Raw genomic sequence first — 20,118 nt, 5'->3', positions numbered from 1 at the left:
CGATTATGACAAAAAGCCCACTGTCGTGGGCTTTTGGAGTGATATCAAGCTTCTACGATGCGAAGCTCTTTAGGCATGGTGAAAACAATATTTTCTTCTTCACCTTCAAGCTCTTCTGGTTCTTGCGCTCCTAACTCAATCAAACGATTGATGACGCCTTTAACCAACACTTCAGGCGCAGAAGCACCGGCAGTAATTCCCAGACTATTTTTACCTTCAAGCCACTGAGCCTGAATATCGTCTGCACCATCCACCAGATAGGCTGAAGCACCGGTTCTTTCTGCTAATTCACGAAGACGATTAGAGTTGGAGCTGTTAACAGAACCGACAACAAATACCGCATCACACTCCGTTGCCAAGGCTTTCACTGCATCCTGGCGATTCTGAGTGGCATAGCAGATGTCATCTTTACGTGGTCCCTGAATGTCAGGAAACTTGGCTCTAAGGGCATCAATGACTCGGGCCGTGTCATCCATAGAAAGCGTAGTCTGAGTAACATAGGCCAGATGCTTTGGATCATTCACTTCCAGTTTTTGTACGTCGTCTTCCGTTTCAACGAGGTACATTTTTCCGCCCTTGGCGTCATCGTACTGACCCATGGTGCCTTCCACTTCCGGATGCCCATCATGACCAATAAGCACGCACTCCATACCATCGCGAGAGTAACGCACCACTTCCATATGAACTTTTTTCACCAGTGGGCAGGAGGCATCAAAGACTTTCAAACCACGACGATCGGCTTCTTCTTCCACCGCTTTTGACACTCCGTGGGCACTGAAAATGACAATAACATCATCCGGCACCTGATGGAGTTCTTCGACAAATATGGCACCACGCGCTTTGAGGTTTTCCACCACAAATTTATTGTGAACCACTTCATGACGCACATAAATGGGTGGCCCAAAAACATCCAGAGCACGATTAACAATGTCGATAGCCCGGTCAACGCCTGCACAGAATCCCCGGGGATTTGCCAGCCTGATTTTCATGCCTCAGCACTCTTTTCTGGTGTATGAGTCGCCTGGGTGATATTCAGAATTCTCACCTCAAACAACAGCTCTTTACCGGCCAGTGGATGATTGAAATCCACCTCTACATGACTGTCGGTCAGTCCAGTGACGACCCCAGCCAGCTCGGTATTGGCAGCATCTGCAAAAGAAACCACCAACCCTTCCTGCAGTTCCATATCGCCAGAACTCATGTCTTTAGAGAAAATATCTCTGGCAAACTCCCTGATATTTTCCGGATTAGGCATACCAAAAGCTCCGGCAGGAGGAATTCTGAAACTGCCCTGATCTCCTTCAGATAAGCCGTAGATAACCTGCTCAAAGCCCTTGGGCAGATTCCCATCACCGACTACAAAGGTGGCAGGTTGGCCATCAAAGTTGCTGTCTACCACCTGCCCGTCTTCCAGTTTCAGGGCAAAGTGCAGAGTTACCTGCCTTCCAGGTCCTACCACAACATCAGACATTGTTTTTCTAACTTCCGCTTTCGAAAAGTCCATTCACAGACTGAAGCAGCATCATTCTAAACAATACCTGCTACTTCATAATCCAATACATTCAGTTCTGATCAGACGCCGGATGAGACCGGAACATGTCCAGAATCAGCATGGCTGCACCGATAGTGATAGCCACATCCGCCAGGTTGAAGGATGGGAAATACCAGCCATCATAATACACCAGCAGAAAATCCACGACGTAGCCATTCATAACCCGATCATAGAGGTTACCCAAGGCACCTCCCAGTATCAGAGCCATTGAACAAGCCTGCCAGCTTTCCTCTTTCTTCATCCTGATGAGCCAGCTGACTAACATAAGGCTGACTACTGACGCCACAGCCACAAAAAACCATCGTTGCCAGCCACCCTGATCACTCAGAAAGCTGAAAGCAGCGCCGGTATTATAGGCCAGTGTCAGTGAGAAAAAGGATGGAATCACAGTCATCTGTTCATAAAGATAGAAGCTGTCCACTATACGGTGCTTGACCACCTGATCCAGAATAAGGACCGCTCCGCTGATCCACAACCAGTGGAGCATTCCCCAGGATTTGTTTCTCATACCATTGAGGCCCTGTTTTAAACTATTCTCATTCGCTATGGGCATTTCACCCGCTATGGGCATTTCACCCGCTATGGGCATTTCACCCGCTATGGGCATTAGCCTGTCCCAGTTTAAATCTTATGTCGAGTCACATAAATATCGATATGGTAACAAACCGAAATAGAAGATAATGTTCTAAGCCTATAACCTAAGAAGCCTGCCTTTCTGTTGCTTGATTGACTGACTTTGAAGTCCAGAAATAAACAACCAGCATATAGACCACAGCCACCATAAGAGAAACTATTGTACCAAACTCCACCCCTAAAGAGGGATAACTCCAGTGAATGGAATAAGCATAAAGTACCAGTGAGCCCAATCCATAAGGAAAGTTCTTGATGAATGTCTGTACATGCAATGGCCCGTAAGTCATATGAATGATCAGTAGCAACGGGAATACAGTAAGAGGAAAAGCACTGAACAAACCGGACCAGGTTGACCCTACTCTTTCAGCCACCCCTGTAATAATTAGAACAATGATGGTGGCCAGAATGGCTCTGATTAATAGCAGTTTCCAACTTGAACGTGCTCTGCCTTCAATCTTGATATTTTTAACTGGCCTCAAAAACCGAATCGCCAGATAAATTGCGAAAAATGGTAATAAAAGAGCCGAAAAATGGTTGGCAGGAACAAACTTCAGTGTCGCCGTTGTGAGCATAAATCCCAATAGAGAGAACACAACAGCCAGAATAACCTTCGACTGCGTAACCTTCTGAGCAACCAGATACCAGCCGATTACCAGCATCAATGAGGCAACAAACCCCAAACAAGTGTGGAAAGCCCCCTTCGCTACAAAGTCCGGCCCCTGATCTAGACCAATAAAATAAATCGTAATTGCAGTGCCCAGAGGAAAACCAGACAGTACACCCGCTACACGAGTACTGACTCGTTCTGCAATGATTGACAAAATCATCACAGCCGCAACAGAAACCACTATTTTTGCCAGTAACAACTCCACCTACACCCCCCTATAACCACCACGAGTGACAGAAGAAGCCTTGAGAAAAAAGCTCATACTAAAAAAATGCCCGAACAACGTCGGGCATTTCAGGCTTCAGATTGATGTATCAGGCAAACTGTCTGATTTCGCCTTTTCCATCGACATTCTCTACACAACGTCCACAAAGTGTCGTGTGAGTCTCGATAGTGCCAACGTCTTCACGACGATGCCAACAACGGTCACACTTCTCATGTGCTGACTTGCGAACCGAAACTTTCAGGCCTTCAACGTCTGTATCCACAGCATCAGTCGCTTCTGAAAGAGGTTTCAATTCAGCCTGAGAAGTAATCAGGACAAAGCGTAGCTCATCACCCAGCTTGCCCAGAGCTTCCAGCAGCTCATCATTGGCAAACAGTGTCACTTCTGCTTCAAGACCACCACCCATCACACTCTCTTTACGAGCATCTTCAAGAGCCTTGTTAACAGCATGCTTCACTGTCATGACAGAGTTCCAGTATTCGCGACCCAGTTCATCGCCTTCCAGGCTTTTCAGATCTTCATACCAGGTTTCCAACAGAACCGACTTGCTACGCTGACCAGGAATGGCCTGCCAGATTTCATCAGCGGTAAAGCTGGTAACCGGTGCAATCCAACGAGCAAAAGCTTCGATGATATGGAACATTGCTGTCTGGCAACTGCGACGAGCCAGGCTGTCTGACTGGGTCGTATACTGACGATCCTTGATGATATCCAGATAGAAACCACCCAGATCCAGAGAGCAGAAATTATGCACTTTCTGGTAAACATTCAGGAAGTTATAACTGTCGTAAGATTCGATCACCTCTTCCTGCAAGCGCATCGCACGATCCACTGCCCAACGATCCAGAGACAACATATCTTCCCAGGCCACACTGTCGGTTTCAGGATTGAAACCGTTCAGGTTAGAAAGCAGGAAACGGGCTGTATTACGGATACGACGATAGCTGTCTGCAGTTCGCTTCAGAATCTCGTCAGAGACTGTCATTTCTGCCGTGTAGTCCGTTGCAGAAACCCAAAGACGCAGAATATCAGCTCCAAGGGATTTAAAGACCTTCTGGGGTGCAATCACATTGCCCAGAGACTTAGACATCTTACGACCGTTGGCATCCACCGTAAAACCATGGGTCAACAGCTGCTTGTATGGAGGAATGCCTTTGGTTGCAATACCGGTTTTCAAAGAAGACTGGAACCAGCCACGGTGCTGGTCAGAACCTTCTACATAGATATCTGCAGGTGAACGCAGTTCTTCTCGGCGATCCAGTACCGAGTAATGAGTCACACCGGAATCAAACCAGACATCCAGGGTGTCCGTTACCTTAACGTAATGCTCAGCATCTTCAGCTGACAGCAAGTCAGCAGGCTGCAGGTCAAACCATGCATCCATACCTTCCTGCTCAACCCTCAGAGCAACCTGCTCAATCAGGGCAGAAGTCTCAGGATGAAGCTCTTCGGTTTCCTTGTGGATAAAGAGAGCAATAGGTACACCCCAGGTCCGCTGACGAGAAATACACCAGTCAGGACTCTGACTCAGCATCGACTCCATACGGTTACGACCCCAGTCTGGCGTAAACTTCACCGTGTCCAGTGACTTCATGGCAGTGCTCAGCAGACCTTCTTTTTCCATGCTGATAAACCACTGCGGTGTTGCACGAAAAATCAGAGGCGTCTTGGTTCTCCAGCAGTGCGGATAACTGTGCACCATTTTAGCCTGAGCCAGCAGACGGCCTTTTTCTGTAACAACATCAACAACTTTTGGATCAACCTTGTAAACATGTTCACCCGCAAACAACTCAACGTTACTGCGAAAGATGCCAGCATCATCCAGATAATTAAGCGTGCCAATGTCGTATTTTTTACCGACATTAAAGTCATCCACACCATGGTCAGGTGCAGTATGTACACAACCAGTACCGGCATCTGTAGTCACGTGATCACCGAGAATCAACGGGATTTCACGATTGTAGAAAGGATGGGCAACTCTTTTGCCTTCCAGTCGAGCACCCAGTGTACGGGCGATGATGGTGTAATCTTCAATGCCATAGCGCTGCATGGCAGACTCAACCAACTGCTCTCCCAGAATCAGTCGTGCTGGCTGACCATTGACCTCACACTGGATCAGGGCATAACCCAGATCTGCCCCCAGAGTAATCGCCTGAGATGATGGCAGTGTCCAGGGTGTGGTGGTCCAGATAACGGCAGCAACTTCACCTTCACCTCGCTCTTTACCTTCACAGCCGTCCGTTTCATAGTCAAAAGCAGACAAAAGATCAGCTTCATCCAGAGCAGCATAACGCACATCAATCTGGGTAGATGTTTTCTCCTGGTATTCCACTTCCGCTTCCGCTAAGGCAGAACCACCCACCACACTCCAGTAAACAGGCTTATAACCTTTCACCAGATGACCATTATCAGTGATCTTTCCCAGAGCTCGGATGATGTCAGCTTCGGTCTGGAAGTCCATGGTCAGGTAAGGCTTGTCCCAGGTTCCCAGTATCCCCATGCGCTTGAAATCTTCACGCTGGCCATCTACCTGTTTGGCCGCATACTGACGGCATTTCGCCCGGAAGGTTTTAAAGTCCACCTTATCACCGGCCTTGCCCAGCATACCTTCTACTTTATGCTCGATAGGCAGACCATGGCAGTCCCACCCGGGAACATAAGGCGCATCAAAACCGCTGAGGGTCTTGGACTTGATGATCATGTCTTTGATGATTTTATTGACCGCATGACCAATATGAATATCGCCGTTTGCGTACGGAGGGCCATCATGCAAAATGAACTTGTCACGACCTTCAGACACCTTACGAATTTCTTCGTAAAGCTCCTCGTCGTACCAGCGCTTGAGCATGTCAGGCTCACGCTTGGCCAGATTTCCGCGCATCGGGAAATCAGTCTCCGGCAAGTTCAATGTATGCTTATAGTCGGTCATAGTTGGATCTCATCATCACACGTCTTTTGGCCATGCAGCTCCTGGCTTGATTGCCAGGCATAAATGCTCGCAGCTCAAAAAAGTCATCCCAAGCTCTTTTAAAAATGCCGCTCAATCAAGCGACATTTCTCGTAAATCCTCACTGAAACATTTCTCACCTTAAATAATCGGCCGAAAAATGTTGCTATCTCTCTGGCTGACCTATTGATGAAAAAAGCTTTTTGCCGCTTCTACATCGTCAGCAATCGCTGCCTTGAGGGCGTCCAGCGATTCAAACTTTTTCTCACTGCGAATCTTCTTGATAAACTCAACCCGCAAGGTATGGCCGTAAAGGTCACCCTGGTAGTCCAGAAGGTGCACCTCAAGCATGGCCCTTGTAGCGTTCACTGTAGGTCTGACCCCCAGATTGGCTACTGCGTCATGACTTCGTCCTGCTAACCATACCCTGACCGCGAACACCCCCTGAATAGGCAATGTCCGCCGACAAACCCGGATATTCGCTGTCGGAAAGCCCAGCTGCCTTCCCAGCTGCTGCCCTTTAATAACACGCCCCATCATAGTAAAGGGGCGTCCTAACAGTTTTTCTGCCGCGTCCAGATGCACATCCACCAGCTGTTCACGAATCCGGGTGCTGCTGATACGGTCCATATCCATCGATACAGTGCGGGTATCACAGACTTCAAATCCGAACTGATCACCCATTTTTCTCAGGTGAGCAAAGTTACCCTGCCGGTTTAATCCGTAGCGGAAATCATCACCTACTATCAGATAGCGTAAATCCAGCCCATCCACCAGCACCTTCATGACAAATTCGTCCGGTGTCAGGTTTTGCAGCCTCTGATTAAAGGGCAGGCAGAGTACCTGATCAACACCAGCCTCTTCCAGAAGAGTCAGTTTTTCTCTCAGACTGGACAGTCTGGCCGGTGCCTGGTCACCCTGAAAATATTCTCGGGGCTGAGGTTCAAAAGTGATCACACAGACCCTGACGCCCAACTCAAAGGCCTGCTGCCGCAGCGTCTCCAAGATAGTGCGGTGCCCCAGATGAACACCATCAAAATTACCAATAGTCGCAACACAGGCGCGATGCTCTGGTCTGATATTGTGCATTCCGCGAATCAACTGCATTGGGCGGTTTATTCTCTGTTAGGCTGGCAAAAGCAGGGATTATATCTCAGGAGCGTTTTGGACTTAAGAGCCATGTTCATGAAATCACCGCTCTTTTTTCCTGAGCTGAGTGTCCGGCTCAGAAAAACGGACAAAGAAACAAGGGCTAACAGGAAAAACTGCCAGCCCGGTTCTGGTTATCAATGCCTGAAATGTACAGGGCGTATACCAGCCATTAAAAGTGCTACTCCATATACAGCCAGCCCTGCCCCTACCACCTTGGTCATCTCCAGCGCTCGCTGCCAGAGCGTGGCTTCCAGCCACCAGCTTGTATCACCCGCTATCCAAAGCAACAACCCTGCCATAGCCAGATTTGCAAACACCAGACGTCCACAAAGCCGCATCCAGCCGGGTTCAGGATTATAGATTCCAGATCGTTTCAATCCCCAGAACAACAAGCCGGCATTCAAAAAAGCAGATAATGTCGTCGCCAATGCCAGACCGGCATGTTTAAGCCAGAACACCAGCATCAGGTTAAACACCATATTGGCCACCATTGCCATAATGGCGATTTTGACCGGCGTCTTGGTATCCTGACGGGCAAAATAACCAGGCGCCAATACCTTGATCAGCATAAAGGCTATTAACCCCAGCGAATAAGCACGCAGACTCATACCCGCCATAATGACATCCCGGTCCTGCATCTCTCCGTAATCAAACAAGGTCGCCAGTAATGGTTCGGACAGGATAAATAAAGCAATACCTGCCGGCACACCTATCAGCAATACAAGACGAATAGCCCAGTCCAGAGTCCTGGAAAACTGATCTCCGGAATCCTCAGCATGTTTTCGAGAGAGGCTTGGCAAAATAACGGTCGCAATAGCGATACCAAATACCCCCAGAGGTAACTCTGACAGGCGATCAGAATAATAGAGCCAGGACACACTGCCTGTTTCCAGAAAAGAGGCCAGTACTGTATCCAGCAACAGGTTGATCTGACTCACTGACACCCCAAACAGTGCTGGAATCATCAGCTTCATGATTCGCCTTACACCTTCATCCTTGCGCCCCCACCTGGGGGCAGGCAGCAGGCGAATCTGTAACAGAAAAGGAATCTGCAATAACAGCTGGGATATACCCGCGATGACAACACCCCAAGCCAGTGCCATAACGGGCTCATCAAACCACGGTGTCATAAACAACGTGGCGCAAATCAAACTGAGATTAAGCAAAACCGGAGTAAAAGCAGGTACCGCAAAGCGGTTATAACTGTTAAGTATGGAGCCAGCCAAAGCGGTTAATGAAATCAACAGAAGGTAAGGAAAAGTGATCCTCAGCATTTCTCCGGCCAATAACAGCTTTTCAGGGTATTCAATAAACCCCGGAGCAAAGAGGCGGATCAATATTGGGGAAGCCAGCATACAAACCAGAGTCACCAGCAACAGCAGGCCGGCCAGGGTACCGCTGACCCGACTCACAAGATAACGCACCTCATCAAAGCTACGTTTGGTGCGATACTCTGAGAGCACCGGAACAAACGCCTGGGAAAAGGCCCCCTCTGCGAATAGCCGGCGAAGAAAGTTAGGGATTTTAAAAGCGACAAAAAAAGCATCGGCTGAAGCAGTGGAACCAAAGTACCCAGCAATAACCACATCCCGGGCCAACCCCAAAACCCGTGAAAGCATGGTCATAATACCCACAACCAGGCTCGATCTCAGCAAACTGGGTGACTTACCCCTGGCCTCGCCCTCAGGCGGCCCCTCTGAAAAGTTCTCTGTGGACATTCAGCTCGCTCAAACGATCAAAAACCGGCAATACTACTGAGTTGAGGCCTGGTCTGGAATAGCGACCGGTCATAAAGTTCAGGCCAGCCCCATGGCCATTAACAGCCATGATGCGGGTTTGCGCGCTATAACGTCAAGAAGCCTTATTGACAACCTTTGTCCAAATAGGCATGATTCCGCGACTTGACTGTATGGGTACGGCACTGATGAGACCCTTGCCCGGGGGCTTCCAACAGTGACGCGGCAAACTCCATACTCACAACAGGGTGCCCGAAGCAGCCCTGTTTAATAACAGTGCAAACGGTTAATTAAGATTCTTAGGAGCACCACAAATGGCTAACTCACCATCCGCCAAAAAGCGCGCCCGTCAGGCTGAGCAGCGTCGCACTCACAATGCTTCCCTGCGTTCTATGGTTCGTACTTCTATCAAGAAAGTCGTTCGTGCCATCGAAGCCAAAGACGCTGAGCTGGCTAAAACTGAATACACTGCGGCTGTGCCAGTCATCGACCGTATGGCCGACAAAGGCATCATCCACAAAAATAAGGCTGCTCGTCATAAGAGCCGTCTGAATGCACAGATTAAAGCTCTGACTGCATAATTGTCAGCCCTTGCAATGCAAGGGCATGATAAAAAAAGCCGGTTTTTACCGGCTTTTTTTTATGCCTTTACAAATTGAAACTTAAAATTCGCAACTATACTTCCGCATTGTTTCTTCCTACCCCTCTCAATGAGGTTTATCATCATGCGGCATCTACTTTGCACAATCCTATCTGCCTTGCTCCTTCTCATTTCGATACAGTCAAAAGCATCAAGTTCTCAAGTCGACGATTACTACACCATATTGTGCGCCGAAGCGACCCCTCCCGGTACAATGTCAGATTTCATAGTTGCCAGACTCCCAAAAACAGCAAAACCAAACCCCAACACAGCTGCCAGAGCCGTCGAACAGACACTTAATGACAAAAAAGCCATTAAAGTTGCTTGTACAGCGGAAGCACCGGCAATAAGGAGCCAATTAGCACTCAGTGCTGAAAAAGCTCTTAACAAAGCCGATCTCAAGCTCGTCCAAGAACTCTCCAAGGCTGCAGAAAATGTCAATATTGAGACCAGCACACAACAAACGCTTGAAGGACACACTTTCCATCTAGCTCGCATACCAGCCGCTGACTCAGAGAAGATCTTTAAGAGCATAAAACCCGGTAAACGCTCTTCAGGAGAAATGCCCGGCCTAGGGCTGGCAATGCTGATTGCCAGCGTTCCAGTAACCGTCCTAACCGGCCACCCTGAATATATCCACACCGCTGTTTCAGCCTCACTGACAAGTGCAGGCCTACATGACTGGTCAATCTATTATCTACTTTTCATGGGTACCGGTGTCGCCCTCCAGGGCAATGGGGTCTGGACTATTACCAGCATTTTCCTTACTCAGGCCGCAGCACTCACAGCGTACGCGGGAGCATTACTTAAAGAGCATCCTGGCGAAGACTTTAATGGCGGATGGGATATGTCAGATCACGACCCTGACACCCTGAAAAATATTTACAACACATTAAAAGCAAGCTCGAAACAGGGCTCACTTGTCACAACAACAGCAGCAGTTCTCATACCTTATTTCCAACGCTCAGTTAATGCGCTTGGAGGATTAGCAAAACTTGGCTCGACAGAACTCATGGCTATCATGTTCATTCAGAACATGGCTCATATAGGCTTCGAAAACATCACCGGACACCCATTGGAAGAATACATCCCCGGCTGCGAATACAATGATGCATACGCTTGGTTCAGCCCCTGGAACACGCCTTACTACGCGAAAAAACTCGTCACCGGAAACTTTCTACTCATAGCATGGTCACTTAAAAAATCAGGATGGGCGGCAGGAAAGGCAACTTGGATAGGCGGGCACCTGGCCAAAGCCGGCACCTATATTTGGAAGAAAAAGAAATCCAAATAACAACAAATCAGTGGAGCCAGCTCACACTCCTGAGCCTGACTCCACCCTTCAACTCAGCAACCTGATAGCACCATATTGTCTCGGTGCAATAATTCAGGCTCTCCAGAATAGCCCAGCAACTCAACCATCTGGTGGCTGGGCTTACCCATCACTTTAAGCGCATCTCGCGAACCATAATTGATCAAGCCACGAGCCACCTCACGACCTGATTCATCGACACAGGTCACCATTTCACCTCGAAGAAAGTCCCCACTGACGGCTTTTACACCCACAGGCAAAAGACTCTTCCCCCGGTTTCGCAAAACATCAACAGCTCCTGCATCCAGAACCAGCTTCCCTGAAGTCTGCATATGCCCCTGCAGCCACTGCTTGCGGGCAGCCATCCTTTCATGATCAGGCAAAAGCAGAGTACCCAATGATTCCTGCTCATAGAGGCGGCTGATTACATTCTCGATCTTTCCACCGACAATAACCGTTGCCGCACCAGAAGCTGCAGCCTGACGAGCCGCTCGAAGCTTGGTTTGCATACCACCGCGCCCCAGGCGACCACTGCCACCACCTGCCATGGCATCCAAAGTCGAATCCTGAGCTCTGGCCTCACTCATCAATCTTGCATCGGGGTTCTTACGAGGATCTGCGGTGTACAAACCCTCCTGATCCGTCAGAATCACCAGAACATCCGCTTCTACCAGATTGGCCACCAGAGCTCCGAGCGTATCGTTATCACCAAATCGAATCTCATCAGTCACAACTGTATCGTTCTCATTGACGACAGGGACTACGCCCATATCGAGCAGCGTTCTTAGAGCACTACGAGCATTCAGATACCGTTGACGATTACTGTGATCCGCATGAGTCAGCAAGACCTGGGCAGGCTGGACATTATGCCTCTGAAAGCTGCTTTCCCAGGTTTGAACCAGCCGGGTCTGCCCCACCGCAGCAGCCGCCTGAAGCTCATTCAAAGCGGTCGGTCGTTCCTTGCGCCCCAGTTTCTCCATACCTGCAGCCACAGCCCCTGACGACACCAGAACCAGCTCAATACCCTGACTGCGCAGTTCACATAACTGATCAACCCAGCCATCAATCTGATCAATCGCCAGCCCCCGCCCTTCGTCGGTTAACAGGGCACTGCCTATCTTGACAACCCAGCGCTGGGCCGTTTTCAGCCTGCCACGCTCACTCATGCCGCTCTCCTGAACTTTTTACTATGAAAACACAGCTCTATCAGACCCTGTTGCCATTTTCATGCTTCGGGGTGAGCCGCACTGCCCACTCATAGCTGTTTTTCTTAGCTCATGACCGCTCTACCAACAAGATCAAGGTGCGTAGAACACCTCTACATCGTCGTCATCATCATCGTCATCGTCTTTGGCCGCTTTTTCAGCTTTCCTGGCCAGGCGATACTGTTTTCTCTCTTCGGCCAACTCACGCATACGACCGCGCGCTTCTTCTTCAAGCCTCTGACGAACTTCTAACTCCTGAGCGGCCATTTCAGTATCTTCGCTCTCCTGAAGATTGCGCTCTTCGATGTAGGTCATCAGATCCTGAGACAGCTTTTCAGTCCCCTGAGAGGAGATCGCAGAAATTTTATAAACAGGACCTTCCCACTCCAGCTCTGCTATTACCCGATCACACACTTCCTTCTGCTGATCTTCCGGTAACAGATCCAGCTTGTTGAGAACCAGCCAACGTTCACGCTCAGCCAAAGCCGGGCTGAAATTTTTCAGTTCATCAACAATCGCATTGGCCACCTCTACAGGATCGCTCTCATCGAAGGGCGCCACATCGACCAAATGCAGGAGCACCCGACAACGCGAAAGGTGTTTCAGGAATCGAATCCCTAAACCCGCACCTTCGGCGGCACCTTCAATAAGGCCAGGAATATCAGCAATAACAAAACTGCGGTGTTTTTCTACACTGACCACACCCAGGTTAGGAACCAGCGTGGTAAAGGGGTAATCCGCAACTTTCGGCTTGGCATGAGAAACAGAGCGAATAAAGGTGGACTTGCCCGCATTAGGCATACCCAACAGACCTACGTCTGCAATCACCTTAAGCTCAAGCCTGAGCGCACGCTCCTCTCCCAGAGAACCTTTAGTCGTCTGTCTGGGCGCACGATTAACACTGGACTTGAACCGGGTATTCCCCAAACCATGCCAGCCGCCGTGAGCCACCAGCAGCTTCTGACCCACATGAGTCAGGTCACCAATGACCTCCTCCGTTTCGTCATCCACCACTGTTGTACCCACCGGTACAGGCAATTCCAGATCCTGTCCTTTGGCACCAGAACAGTTGCGACCACGACCAGCCTCGCCACTCTCAGCCTGATAGCTGCGCTGATAGCGATAATCCACCAGCGTATTCAAGTCGTTCTCGGCAACCACATAAATACTGCCACCGTCACCACCATCGCCACCGTCCGGACCACCTTTGGCAACGTATTTTTCACGCCTGAAACTCAGGCAGCCATTGCCACCCTTGCCAGCCTGAACTTTGATGGTGGCTTCATCGACAAACTTCATTCAAAACCTCCCGCAGCACCGACTCCAAACGGCCAATGCCTGCAGATAAATACTCACTCTAACCAAACCACAAGAGGAAACTACTTATCTCCAGACACTCAACCTCAGGAGTCTACACCACTCAAATCACTTAACCCATATACAAGAAAGCCCCGCCAAAAAGCGGGGCTTTCCGATGATGCCGTCCCCAGCAAGGGGCCGACACCAGAAGTACTGTTACGCAGCTTCGATGCGAACGTACTTGCGCTTCTGAGGACCTTTAACCTCAAAAACAACCTTGCCGTTAGCCTTGGCGAACAGGGTGTGATCCTTGCCAATACCAACGTTTTCACCCGCGTGGAACTTAGTGCCACGCTGACGAACCAGGATGTTACCTGCGTTTACTACTTGACCGCCGAAACGCTTAACGCCAAGGCGTTTACTTTCTGAATCGCGACCGTTACGAGTAGAACCACCAGCTTTTTTGTGAGCCATGCTGCTCTCCTTTTAGCTCAGTCTTACAGCCGGCTACCACACCAGATGCAGACCTTAAAAGTATTCAACGAGCTGTTTCCAGCTCATCAGCCATGCCTTTAAAAAGGACTAATAATTAACCAGCAATGCTGGTAATTTTCAGCTCAGTGAACCACTGACGGTGGCCCATCTGCTTACGGTGGTGCTTACGACGCTTGAACTTGATGATCTTGATCTTTGGACCACGACCATGCGTTACAACTTCAGCAGTAACCTTGGCACCTTCAACAACAGGAGCGCCAATTTTAACGTCTTCACCGTTAGCTACCAGCAGAACGTCGCTGATGTCCAGGCTCTCACCTGCAGCTACGTCCAGTTTTTCAACCTTCAGGGTTGTGCCTTCAGCAACACGGTACTGCTTGCCGCCAGTTTTGATAACTGCGTACATATTAATCTCCGAAAATCCTAAATAGCCTTTTTGTCAAAGGCATCCGACGAGATCGAGGCTCATACATTAAGAATGAAACCAAGGTACTCAAGGAAGACCACTTTAGAGCGAACCGATCGGCTTAACGCTCAATCGCCACTCCTGGTCAGCCTCCCAGCCGGAATTTGCAATACTATCTACGTCTATCTGATCATCACTTCCAGATGGGCTGCGCCGCATAAACTTCTGGTCAAACTCTGAAAACAGAGCCCAAAAGCATGACAAAATGGACCGCCGCCCGGATTCTCAGTCAGATTGTAAGACAGGGGCGCAAATTCTAAGGAATTGCAACCCTTCTGGCAAGCCCGTTTTTACTATGCTCTGCCCTATTGCGTTAACTCACTAAAGATACCGTTATGAGTGACTATTATCCGAGAAGCCTCAACGGCATTTCCGATCGCCCCAGACACTTTCTGTGGCCCGATGGCAGCCAACTGATTATAAACCTGGTACTAAATTACGAAGAAGGCAGCGAACGGAACATAATGGACGGCGACCTTGCGTCTGAAAACTACCTGTCCGGCTATCCAGGACTGCCCTCTCTGATGGGGGAACGGCATTATTCCAGCGAGAGTCTCTTTACCTATGGTTCACGCTCGGGCTGTTGGAGACTACTAAGACTGTTTGAATCCCTGAACGTGCCTGTGACCGTTTTTGCCTGTGGTCTTGCACTGGAGCGTAATCCGGCTTTCGCCCGGGCTCTGGGAGAGAGCCCTCATGAAGTCGCTGGCCATGGGTACCGCTGGATCGATTATCGAACCTTTACCGCACAAGATGAAATGCTCGATATCAAGAAATGCCTGCAAAGTATTCAAACATTGACTGGTAAAACAGCCTCTGGCTGGTACACGGGTCGCAAGAGTATCAACACCCGAAAGCTGGTTATGGAATCCGGACTGCTCTACGACAGCGATGACTATTCCGGTGACTACCCCTGGTGGCTCTCGGTTGATGATGATAGGCATCTGGTGATTCCTTATACCCTGGTCAACAATGATTGCCTTTATGGCACCAGTCCGGGCTGGACCTCTCCCATGCAATTCCTTGAGCACCTGAAAGCTACATTCAACAGCCTTTATCATGAAAGCACAGAATCCGCCCGAATCATGACGGTAGGCCTGCATAGCAGAATCTCGGGACAACCCGGCCGAAGTGAAGCGGTTCGCCTGTTTATTCACTATGTCATGACACACTCTAAGGCGACATTCGTAACGCGTGAAGCTCTGGCAAGACAATGGCTAAAGCAATGCCCGACCAACCACCAGCAGGCAGAAACGGCTGGCTGACACTATTCTTTCAGCACCTGATTGAGCGAGGGCCATGGGCCTATGAAACACAGCCCTGAAATCATCACCTTGAATAAAAAAGAAACGCAGTTCATGTTCGACTGGGCTAGCCAGGAAGGCTGGAACCCTGGCCTTCGGGACGCCTCAACGTTCTTCAAAGCTGCCCATAGCCATGGAGCACTGCTTGGAATAAAGCAAAATAACCAGCTGGCAGGCGTATCCGCAGTATTCAATCACAGTCATCTCTTTGCTTACTTTGGACTGTACATTGTGCACCCGAACTTAAGAGGCAAGGGGCTGGGATTTGAAATGACACGCCACCGCCTGCACCTGGCAGGCTATAGAAACATTGCACTGGATGGTGTTATAGACAAGTGTCCAACTTATCGAAGAACCGGCTTTCGTGCAGCCCACAAAAACCTGCGTTTCTGTTTCAGACAGAAACCGGGGCCCACTTCTAAAAACGTGGTCGCGCTCAGCGACATGACTCTGATCGAGCTATTGGATTATGAGCAACAAGAGCTCTTCCCCTGTCGTCGAAAAGCGTATTTAAAAGCTTGGCTCACCCAAAAAGATGCCGTGGGTTACTGCTCATTAAACAACCATAAAATACAGGGCTATGGCGTCATTCGCCCCTGCATTGAAGGCTATAAAATAGGCCCACTGTTTGCAGATACTCCCGACATTGCCAGAGAGATACTGCTGGCACTGCTGTCTGAAGCCCGGGAAGCACCCGTGTATTGCGATATACCTGAGCCTAACGAAACAGGTGTGCAACTATTCCAATCGTTAGGAGGGCAAAAAACCAACTTTGAAACCATTAGGATGTATAACGGTTACGAACCCGATCTGGATTACCGCAGAATTTTTGGTCAGACGTCACTGGAAGCTGGATAGCCTGAGCTCATAATGGCCAGTTTGGTCTGCGATACTTTGAATATGACACTAGGAGGCTGACCGAGAATAGCGTCCGAGCATAAAATTCAGTGGAAAAGATGGCCGTTCTTTCTGGATTTTAGGCCGGGCTGTCTATTCTCGGTCAGCCTCCCAGGGCGACGCCCTCAATAAACATCATCTTTCATAATGATTGAAGTTGCTTATAATTAATCTCGCCGACACAGCCCTTTGAGGCATTTAAACCCTGAGAGATAAGCGTTAATAGAAGTAGCGTAATCTGGTGCTCAGATTTACTCCCTCAGATTAATTAAACCCATGAAACTAACACCGAGGTCATGCAGCTATTGACAGTCAGGCAGCCACTACCTACGATGCTCGATTTCCCTATCTCTGCAGCAGCCTTATGCCAGAACGCAACAAGCACTCCTTCCAAACCGTTGTCAGCGAAGATTTTGCATTGGTTAACCAGTGCATCGCCGAACAGCTGCACTCGGATGTTGTCATGGTCAGTAAAATTGGCCAGTACATAATCCAGTCTGGGGGTAAACGGCTCAGACCTCTTCTCGTTTTATTGACCGCACGGGCTACTGGCTTCCAGGGACACGGCCATATTCCTTTGGCTGCTGTCATCGAATTTTTACATACTGCTACTTTGCTGCACGATGATGTCGTGGATCAGTCCGACCTTCGCCGGGGACGCGATACTGCCAATGCACTCTGGGGCAACGCTCCCAGTGTCCTGGTGGGAGACTTCCTTTATTCCCGTGCTTTCCAGATGATGGTAGGGCTGAACAATATCAAGCTGCTCAAGATTCTCTCTGACGCCACCAACATCATTGCAGAGGGCGAAGTCATGCAGTTGATGAACATCAACGATGCCAGCGTGACAGAAGAGCAGTACATGGAGGTTATTCGATGCAAGACCGCCATGCTGTTTGAAGCTTCTACCCACACAGCAGCCGTTATGTCCAACGTGGACAGGAAGGTTGAGCAGGCACTGAGAGATTATGGTAATCACCTCGGCATGGCGTTTCAGCTGGTGGATGACCTGCTAGACTATGAAGGCGACAGTGAAGCCATGGGGAAAAATCTGGGTGATGACCTGGCAGAGGGCAAACCTACCCTGCCCCTGATATTCACACTCTCCGAAGGTAACCCAGAACAGAAAGCTCTGGTGAAAGAAGCCATTGAAGAAGGTGGCCTGGAAAAGATTGATCAGATTGTTGAGGCCGTTCGCACCTGTGGAGCACTGAATTACACTTCCCAGAAAGCCAGAGAAGAATCTGAAAAAGCCATTGCCAGCTTGCAGGCTCTGCCTGACAGCTCATATCGGGATGCCATGGAAGACCTGGCTCGTTTTGCAGTAGCCAGAACGTTTTAATCAGAACTGAAACACCAATCCGGGTAACTTCTCTTCCTCCAGGTGGATAATATCCACCTGGGCATCTCCATCTCCCAGATTTTGCAAGTCCTGTTGGTTGTATGTTCTCTCCAGCAAGTAACGCCCCGGACTGATTATTTCCTGCTCACCTTTTTCATAAGCCACACTCTCGAGCTTGTACCACTGCCCCTGGATGTCTCTGCGAAAACACACATAATGTGAATTGATCCCTGAAACCAGCATCACTCTGTCATGCTTCAACCTAAATTCAGCAGTTGGATGCGGATTTTACAGCAAATTTCAGTGTGCTTAACTGACCTTCCTGAAGCTCCATATAAAAAGGTCCAGACTCTGGAGTTCTGTAGGTTCTTAACTCTTTAAAGGCAAAGCCCGGCTATAGAGAGATCCAGAACCCCATGAAACTCCTTGTTCATGGCTTCCAGATCGCCATTACAGAGAGAAACCAGACAGAGAGAAACAAAACGACGACAGCCGTTAAAGAACCCCTGTTCTATTGCCTCAAACTGTTTTTTGGTATCTCGCCGTGACAGTTCTACACTTCCAATGCCTTTTATTGGTCAGTACGGAGAGCTATGATGTTTGTTAAAAAAAGTGGGAGGTTCACAAGCTGTGGGCTCGCATATCTTCTAATGGCTTCATCACTGTGCCTTGCACAAGAACAGCAGAGCCTTCTTATTCCATTCGGTTCCTATCTTGAGAAGGTAAAACTAAACGAATTATATGTAAATAATAATCAGCTGTATCATACCGGTCTTTTCAGAGCAGCGGACTCGGGATTTAAAAAAATATCGCCAATACCTTTAGAATGTTGGGAAAAGCAGAATGATATCGCATTCAATGATGACGGCTACCTCTATTGCAATACATCAATAACCTATCCGGAGGCGATTAATGCCGCCGTTTTTTCTTTTACTGAGTTAATTCCCACAGGCGATTACACTGAACGCTGCGGCTTTATGTTAAAAACAAAAGAGAATACCGATGAAGGTTTGAAATCATTTTTGTACGCTACCTGTTACAATTATGGTTATAATTTTCCGATAAAAAATTACACTCCACGCGATTACAAAGACATTTGGATACGCAATACTTACACAATAAAGTCTGATATTACAAATTGCCCTCCAGGAGGCCTTCACTATGAAAACAGAGGACTAAAATGCGTCTCATACTATAACATTCCCAAACATAAGATTGTTTATGGGAGCTTTCTAAAATCGGCATGTGATATAGGATATACATTTTATGGAAGCAATAGTGACAGGCTGGGTACTGTCTGTAACGACAAAGCCTTGGAATTAAATGGGGTTTCTGACTGTATTGCTGACGGCAAAGACATTGTTTTCGAAGATGACAAGCTGCAATGCAAGCCCGGCGAGCTGGTTGCTGAAATACATACAAGCAGCGACTTCCTTCCCGCCGGAAATTACCTGATTACCTGTGTTAATTCCGCTTACTACCCTTGCCTTGGGGAAAACCATCAAGGTCTGTTGGTCACTCAGTGTATAACAGGTGGTACGTATTATAGTGTCAAAACACTGACCCTCGAAAATGCAGACGAGAAGTGCAAAATGGGAGGCGCTGGTTACATTAGCAACCTGAACTCAGCCCTGACGTGTGACCCACTTTTTAATCTGAATATTGAGTACCCTACCCAGGCAACAGATGTGGCAGAAAGTTTTGAGTGTAAACAATGATGAGATTTCATTGTTCTCTTTTTATACACTCCGAGGTCATATAAACTCCGGGGTCACACCTTGAATTGCGAATTTATCAAGCAAGATAGTTGCAATTCAAGATGCCACCCAAGTTCCCTACTTTTTTCGGGCTGGTTGGACCATAAAGAGAAACTGCTGGCAACGTACGAAGACGGATCAAATACGAGCCACACCAGTACTCCTCGTTTTCCCTTAAGAAAACCAGCTCTGGAGCACCACGCTAGGCATCAATAAAATCTCTTCTTAGCCCTAAGCTGGAACCCAATGTATCGCTGCGCTCCAGGAAGGGCTGGCGAATGCACTGGAATAGCCATTCTGAATTAGGGTGATTAGCAAAAACACATGGTATAAAAATGCTCACTGGCTTTTTTACTTTCTTTCCGCAAAACCCTGTATATGCTTAGCGGTCAAAGGAGGCGCCTATGAAAACCTTGCTATCCTGTCTGTTTATCAAGAATATCTGGCTAAAAGTAATGCGGCGTTATCTGATTGTTCTGGTTTATCCT

20 protein-coding genes are annotated in these 20,118 nt (G+C 48.6%); 8 read left to right on the top strand and 12 right to left on the bottom strand.

Features of this window, described 5'->3' with window-relative positions; genetic code table 11:
* Positions 1–44: 44 nt before the first annotated feature.
* From ispH to murJ, 7 genes are all read right to left on the bottom strand, one after another.
* Positions 45–989: a 4-hydroxy-3-methylbut-2-enyl diphosphate reductase gene (ispH, locus tag GZ78_RS22305; RefSeq protein ID WP_034841230.1), complete on the bottom strand. Its 945-nt coding sequence runs from the start codon at positions 987–989 to the stop codon at positions 45–47.
* On the bottom strand, positions 986–1,471 hold the full coding sequence (locus tag GZ78_RS22300) for an FKBP-type peptidyl-prolyl cis-trans isomerase (RefSeq protein ID WP_034841548.1): 486 nt from the start codon (positions 1,469–1,471) through the stop codon (positions 986–988). The genes ispH and GZ78_RS22300 overlap by 4 nt, the downstream gene beginning before the upstream one ends.
* A gap of 91 nt (positions 1,472–1,562) precedes the next feature.
* A complete protein-coding gene (gene lspA / locus GZ78_RS22295) occupies positions 1,563–2,159 on the bottom strand; it encodes a signal peptidase II (protein WP_407919817.1) in 597 nt (198 codons plus the stop codon).
* A gap of 91 nt (positions 2,160–2,250) precedes the next feature.
* The gene (locus GZ78_RS22290) at positions 2,251–3,057 is read right to left on the bottom strand and encodes a hypothetical protein (protein ID WP_152558890.1); all 807 of its coding nucleotides are present in this window, start codon (positions 3,055–3,057) and stop codon (positions 2,251–2,253) included.
* A gap of 109 nt (positions 3,058–3,166) precedes the next feature.
* Positions 3,167–6,007: an isoleucine--tRNA ligase gene (ileS, locus tag GZ78_RS22285; RefSeq protein ID WP_034841228.1), complete on the bottom strand. Its 2,841-nt coding sequence runs from the start codon at positions 6,005–6,007 to the stop codon at positions 3,167–3,169.
* A gap of 201 nt (positions 6,008–6,208) precedes the next feature.
* Positions 6,209–7,132 (bottom strand): bifunctional riboflavin kinase/FAD synthetase, encoded by a 924-nt coding sequence (ribF, locus tag GZ78_RS22280; protein WP_034841225.1) that lies wholly within the window; start codon positions 7,130–7,132, stop codon positions 6,209–6,211.
* A gap of 179 nt (positions 7,133–7,311) precedes the next feature.
* On the bottom strand, positions 7,312–8,895 hold the full coding sequence (gene murJ / locus GZ78_RS22275; protein ID WP_081869995.1) for a murein biosynthesis integral membrane protein MurJ: 1,584 nt from the start codon (positions 8,893–8,895) through the stop codon (positions 7,312–7,314).
* Between the two features lie 332 nt (positions 8,896–9,227).
* On the opposite strand from murJ, the gene rpsT reads away from it, so the two are divergent.
* Both rpsT and GZ78_RS22265 read left to right on the top strand, forming a co-directional pair.
* On the top strand, positions 9,228–9,494 hold the full coding sequence (rpsT, locus tag GZ78_RS22270; protein ID WP_034841222.1) for a 30S ribosomal protein S20: 267 nt from the start codon (positions 9,228–9,230) through the stop codon (positions 9,492–9,494).
* A gap of 144 nt (positions 9,495–9,638) precedes the next feature.
* On the top strand, positions 9,639–10,847 hold the full coding sequence (locus GZ78_RS22265; protein ID WP_034841219.1) for a hypothetical protein: 1,209 nt from the start codon (positions 9,639–9,641) through the stop codon (positions 10,845–10,847).
* A 53-nt stretch (positions 10,848–10,900) separates the two neighbouring features.
* Here the strand turns inward: GZ78_RS22265 and proB are convergent, their stop codons facing one another.
* The 4 genes from proB to rplU form a co-directional block, all read right to left on the bottom strand.
* Positions 10,901–12,031: a glutamate 5-kinase gene (proB, locus tag GZ78_RS22260; protein ID WP_034841216.1), complete on the bottom strand. Its 1,131-nt coding sequence runs from the start codon at positions 12,029–12,031 to the stop codon at positions 10,901–10,903.
* A 132-nt stretch (positions 12,032–12,163) separates the two neighbouring features.
* The gene (gene cgtA / locus GZ78_RS22255) at positions 12,164–13,369 is read right to left on the bottom strand and encodes an Obg family GTPase CgtA (RefSeq protein ID WP_034841215.1); all 1,206 of its coding nucleotides are present in this window, start codon (positions 13,367–13,369) and stop codon (positions 12,164–12,166) included.
* A 216-nt stretch (positions 13,370–13,585) separates the two neighbouring features.
* Positions 13,586–13,843 (bottom strand): 50S ribosomal protein L27, encoded by a 258-nt coding sequence (gene rpmA / locus GZ78_RS22250; protein WP_034841213.1) that lies wholly within the window; start codon positions 13,841–13,843, stop codon positions 13,586–13,588.
* 115 nt (positions 13,844–13,958) lie between these two features.
* Positions 13,959–14,270: a 50S ribosomal protein L21 gene (gene rplU, locus GZ78_RS22245; protein WP_034841211.1), complete on the bottom strand. Its 312-nt coding sequence runs from the start codon at positions 14,268–14,270 to the stop codon at positions 13,959–13,961.
* 395 nt (positions 14,271–14,665) lie between these two features.
* On the opposite strand from rplU, the gene GZ78_RS22240 reads away from it, so the two are divergent.
* The 3 genes from GZ78_RS22240 to ispB all read left to right on the top strand — a co-directional run bounded on the left by GZ78_RS22240 (position 14,666) and on the right by ispB (position 17,873).
* On the top strand, positions 14,666–15,595 hold the full coding sequence (locus tag GZ78_RS22240) for a polysaccharide deacetylase family protein (RefSeq protein ID WP_034841209.1): 930 nt from the start codon (positions 14,666–14,668) through the stop codon (positions 15,593–15,595).
* A gap of 42 nt (positions 15,596–15,637) precedes the next feature.
* Entirely contained in the window at positions 15,638–16,492 is an 855-nt protein-coding gene (locus tag GZ78_RS22235) for a GNAT family N-acetyltransferase (RefSeq protein WP_051786455.1), read from the top strand.
* Positions 16,493–16,895: 403 nt separating this feature from the next.
* Positions 16,896–17,873, top strand: a complete 978-nt coding sequence (ispB, locus tag GZ78_RS22230; RefSeq protein WP_034841208.1) for an octaprenyl diphosphate synthase — start codon at positions 16,896–16,898, stop codon at positions 17,871–17,873.
* On the opposite strand, the gene GZ78_RS22225 is transcribed toward ispB, so the two are convergent.
* The gene (locus GZ78_RS22225) at positions 17,874–18,134 is read right to left on the bottom strand and encodes a hypothetical protein (RefSeq protein WP_152558888.1); all 261 of its coding nucleotides are present in this window, start codon (positions 18,132–18,134) and stop codon (positions 17,874–17,876) included.
* A gap of 155 nt (positions 18,135–18,289) precedes the next feature.
* Between GZ78_RS22225 and GZ78_RS30725 the strand changes: the two genes are divergently transcribed.
* The 3 genes from GZ78_RS30725 to GZ78_RS30455 form a co-directional block, all read left to right on the top strand.
* Complete coding sequence (locus GZ78_RS30725) at positions 18,290–18,421, top strand: hypothetical protein (protein ID WP_269078743.1); 132 nt, start codon at positions 18,290–18,292, stop codon at positions 18,419–18,421.
* A 45-nt stretch (positions 18,422–18,466) separates the two neighbouring features.
* On the top strand, positions 18,467–19,591 hold the full coding sequence (locus tag GZ78_RS22220) for a hypothetical protein (RefSeq protein ID WP_236631657.1): 1,125 nt from the start codon (positions 18,467–18,469) through the stop codon (positions 19,589–19,591).
* Between the two features lie 346 nt (positions 19,592–19,937).
* On the top strand, positions 19,938–20,118 hold a 181-nt coding region (locus GZ78_RS30455), incomplete at its 3' end, for a hypothetical protein (RefSeq protein WP_236631656.1).

It is taken from the genome of Endozoicomonas numazuensis, from assembly GCF_000722635.1.
Taxonomy (GTDB): Bacteria; Pseudomonadota; Gammaproteobacteria; order Pseudomonadales; family Endozoicomonadaceae; genus Endozoicomonas_A; species Endozoicomonas_A numazuensis.
The sequence above is the reverse complement of the archived record's forward strand: the minus strand, read 5'-3'. Positions and strand labels throughout refer to the sequence as shown.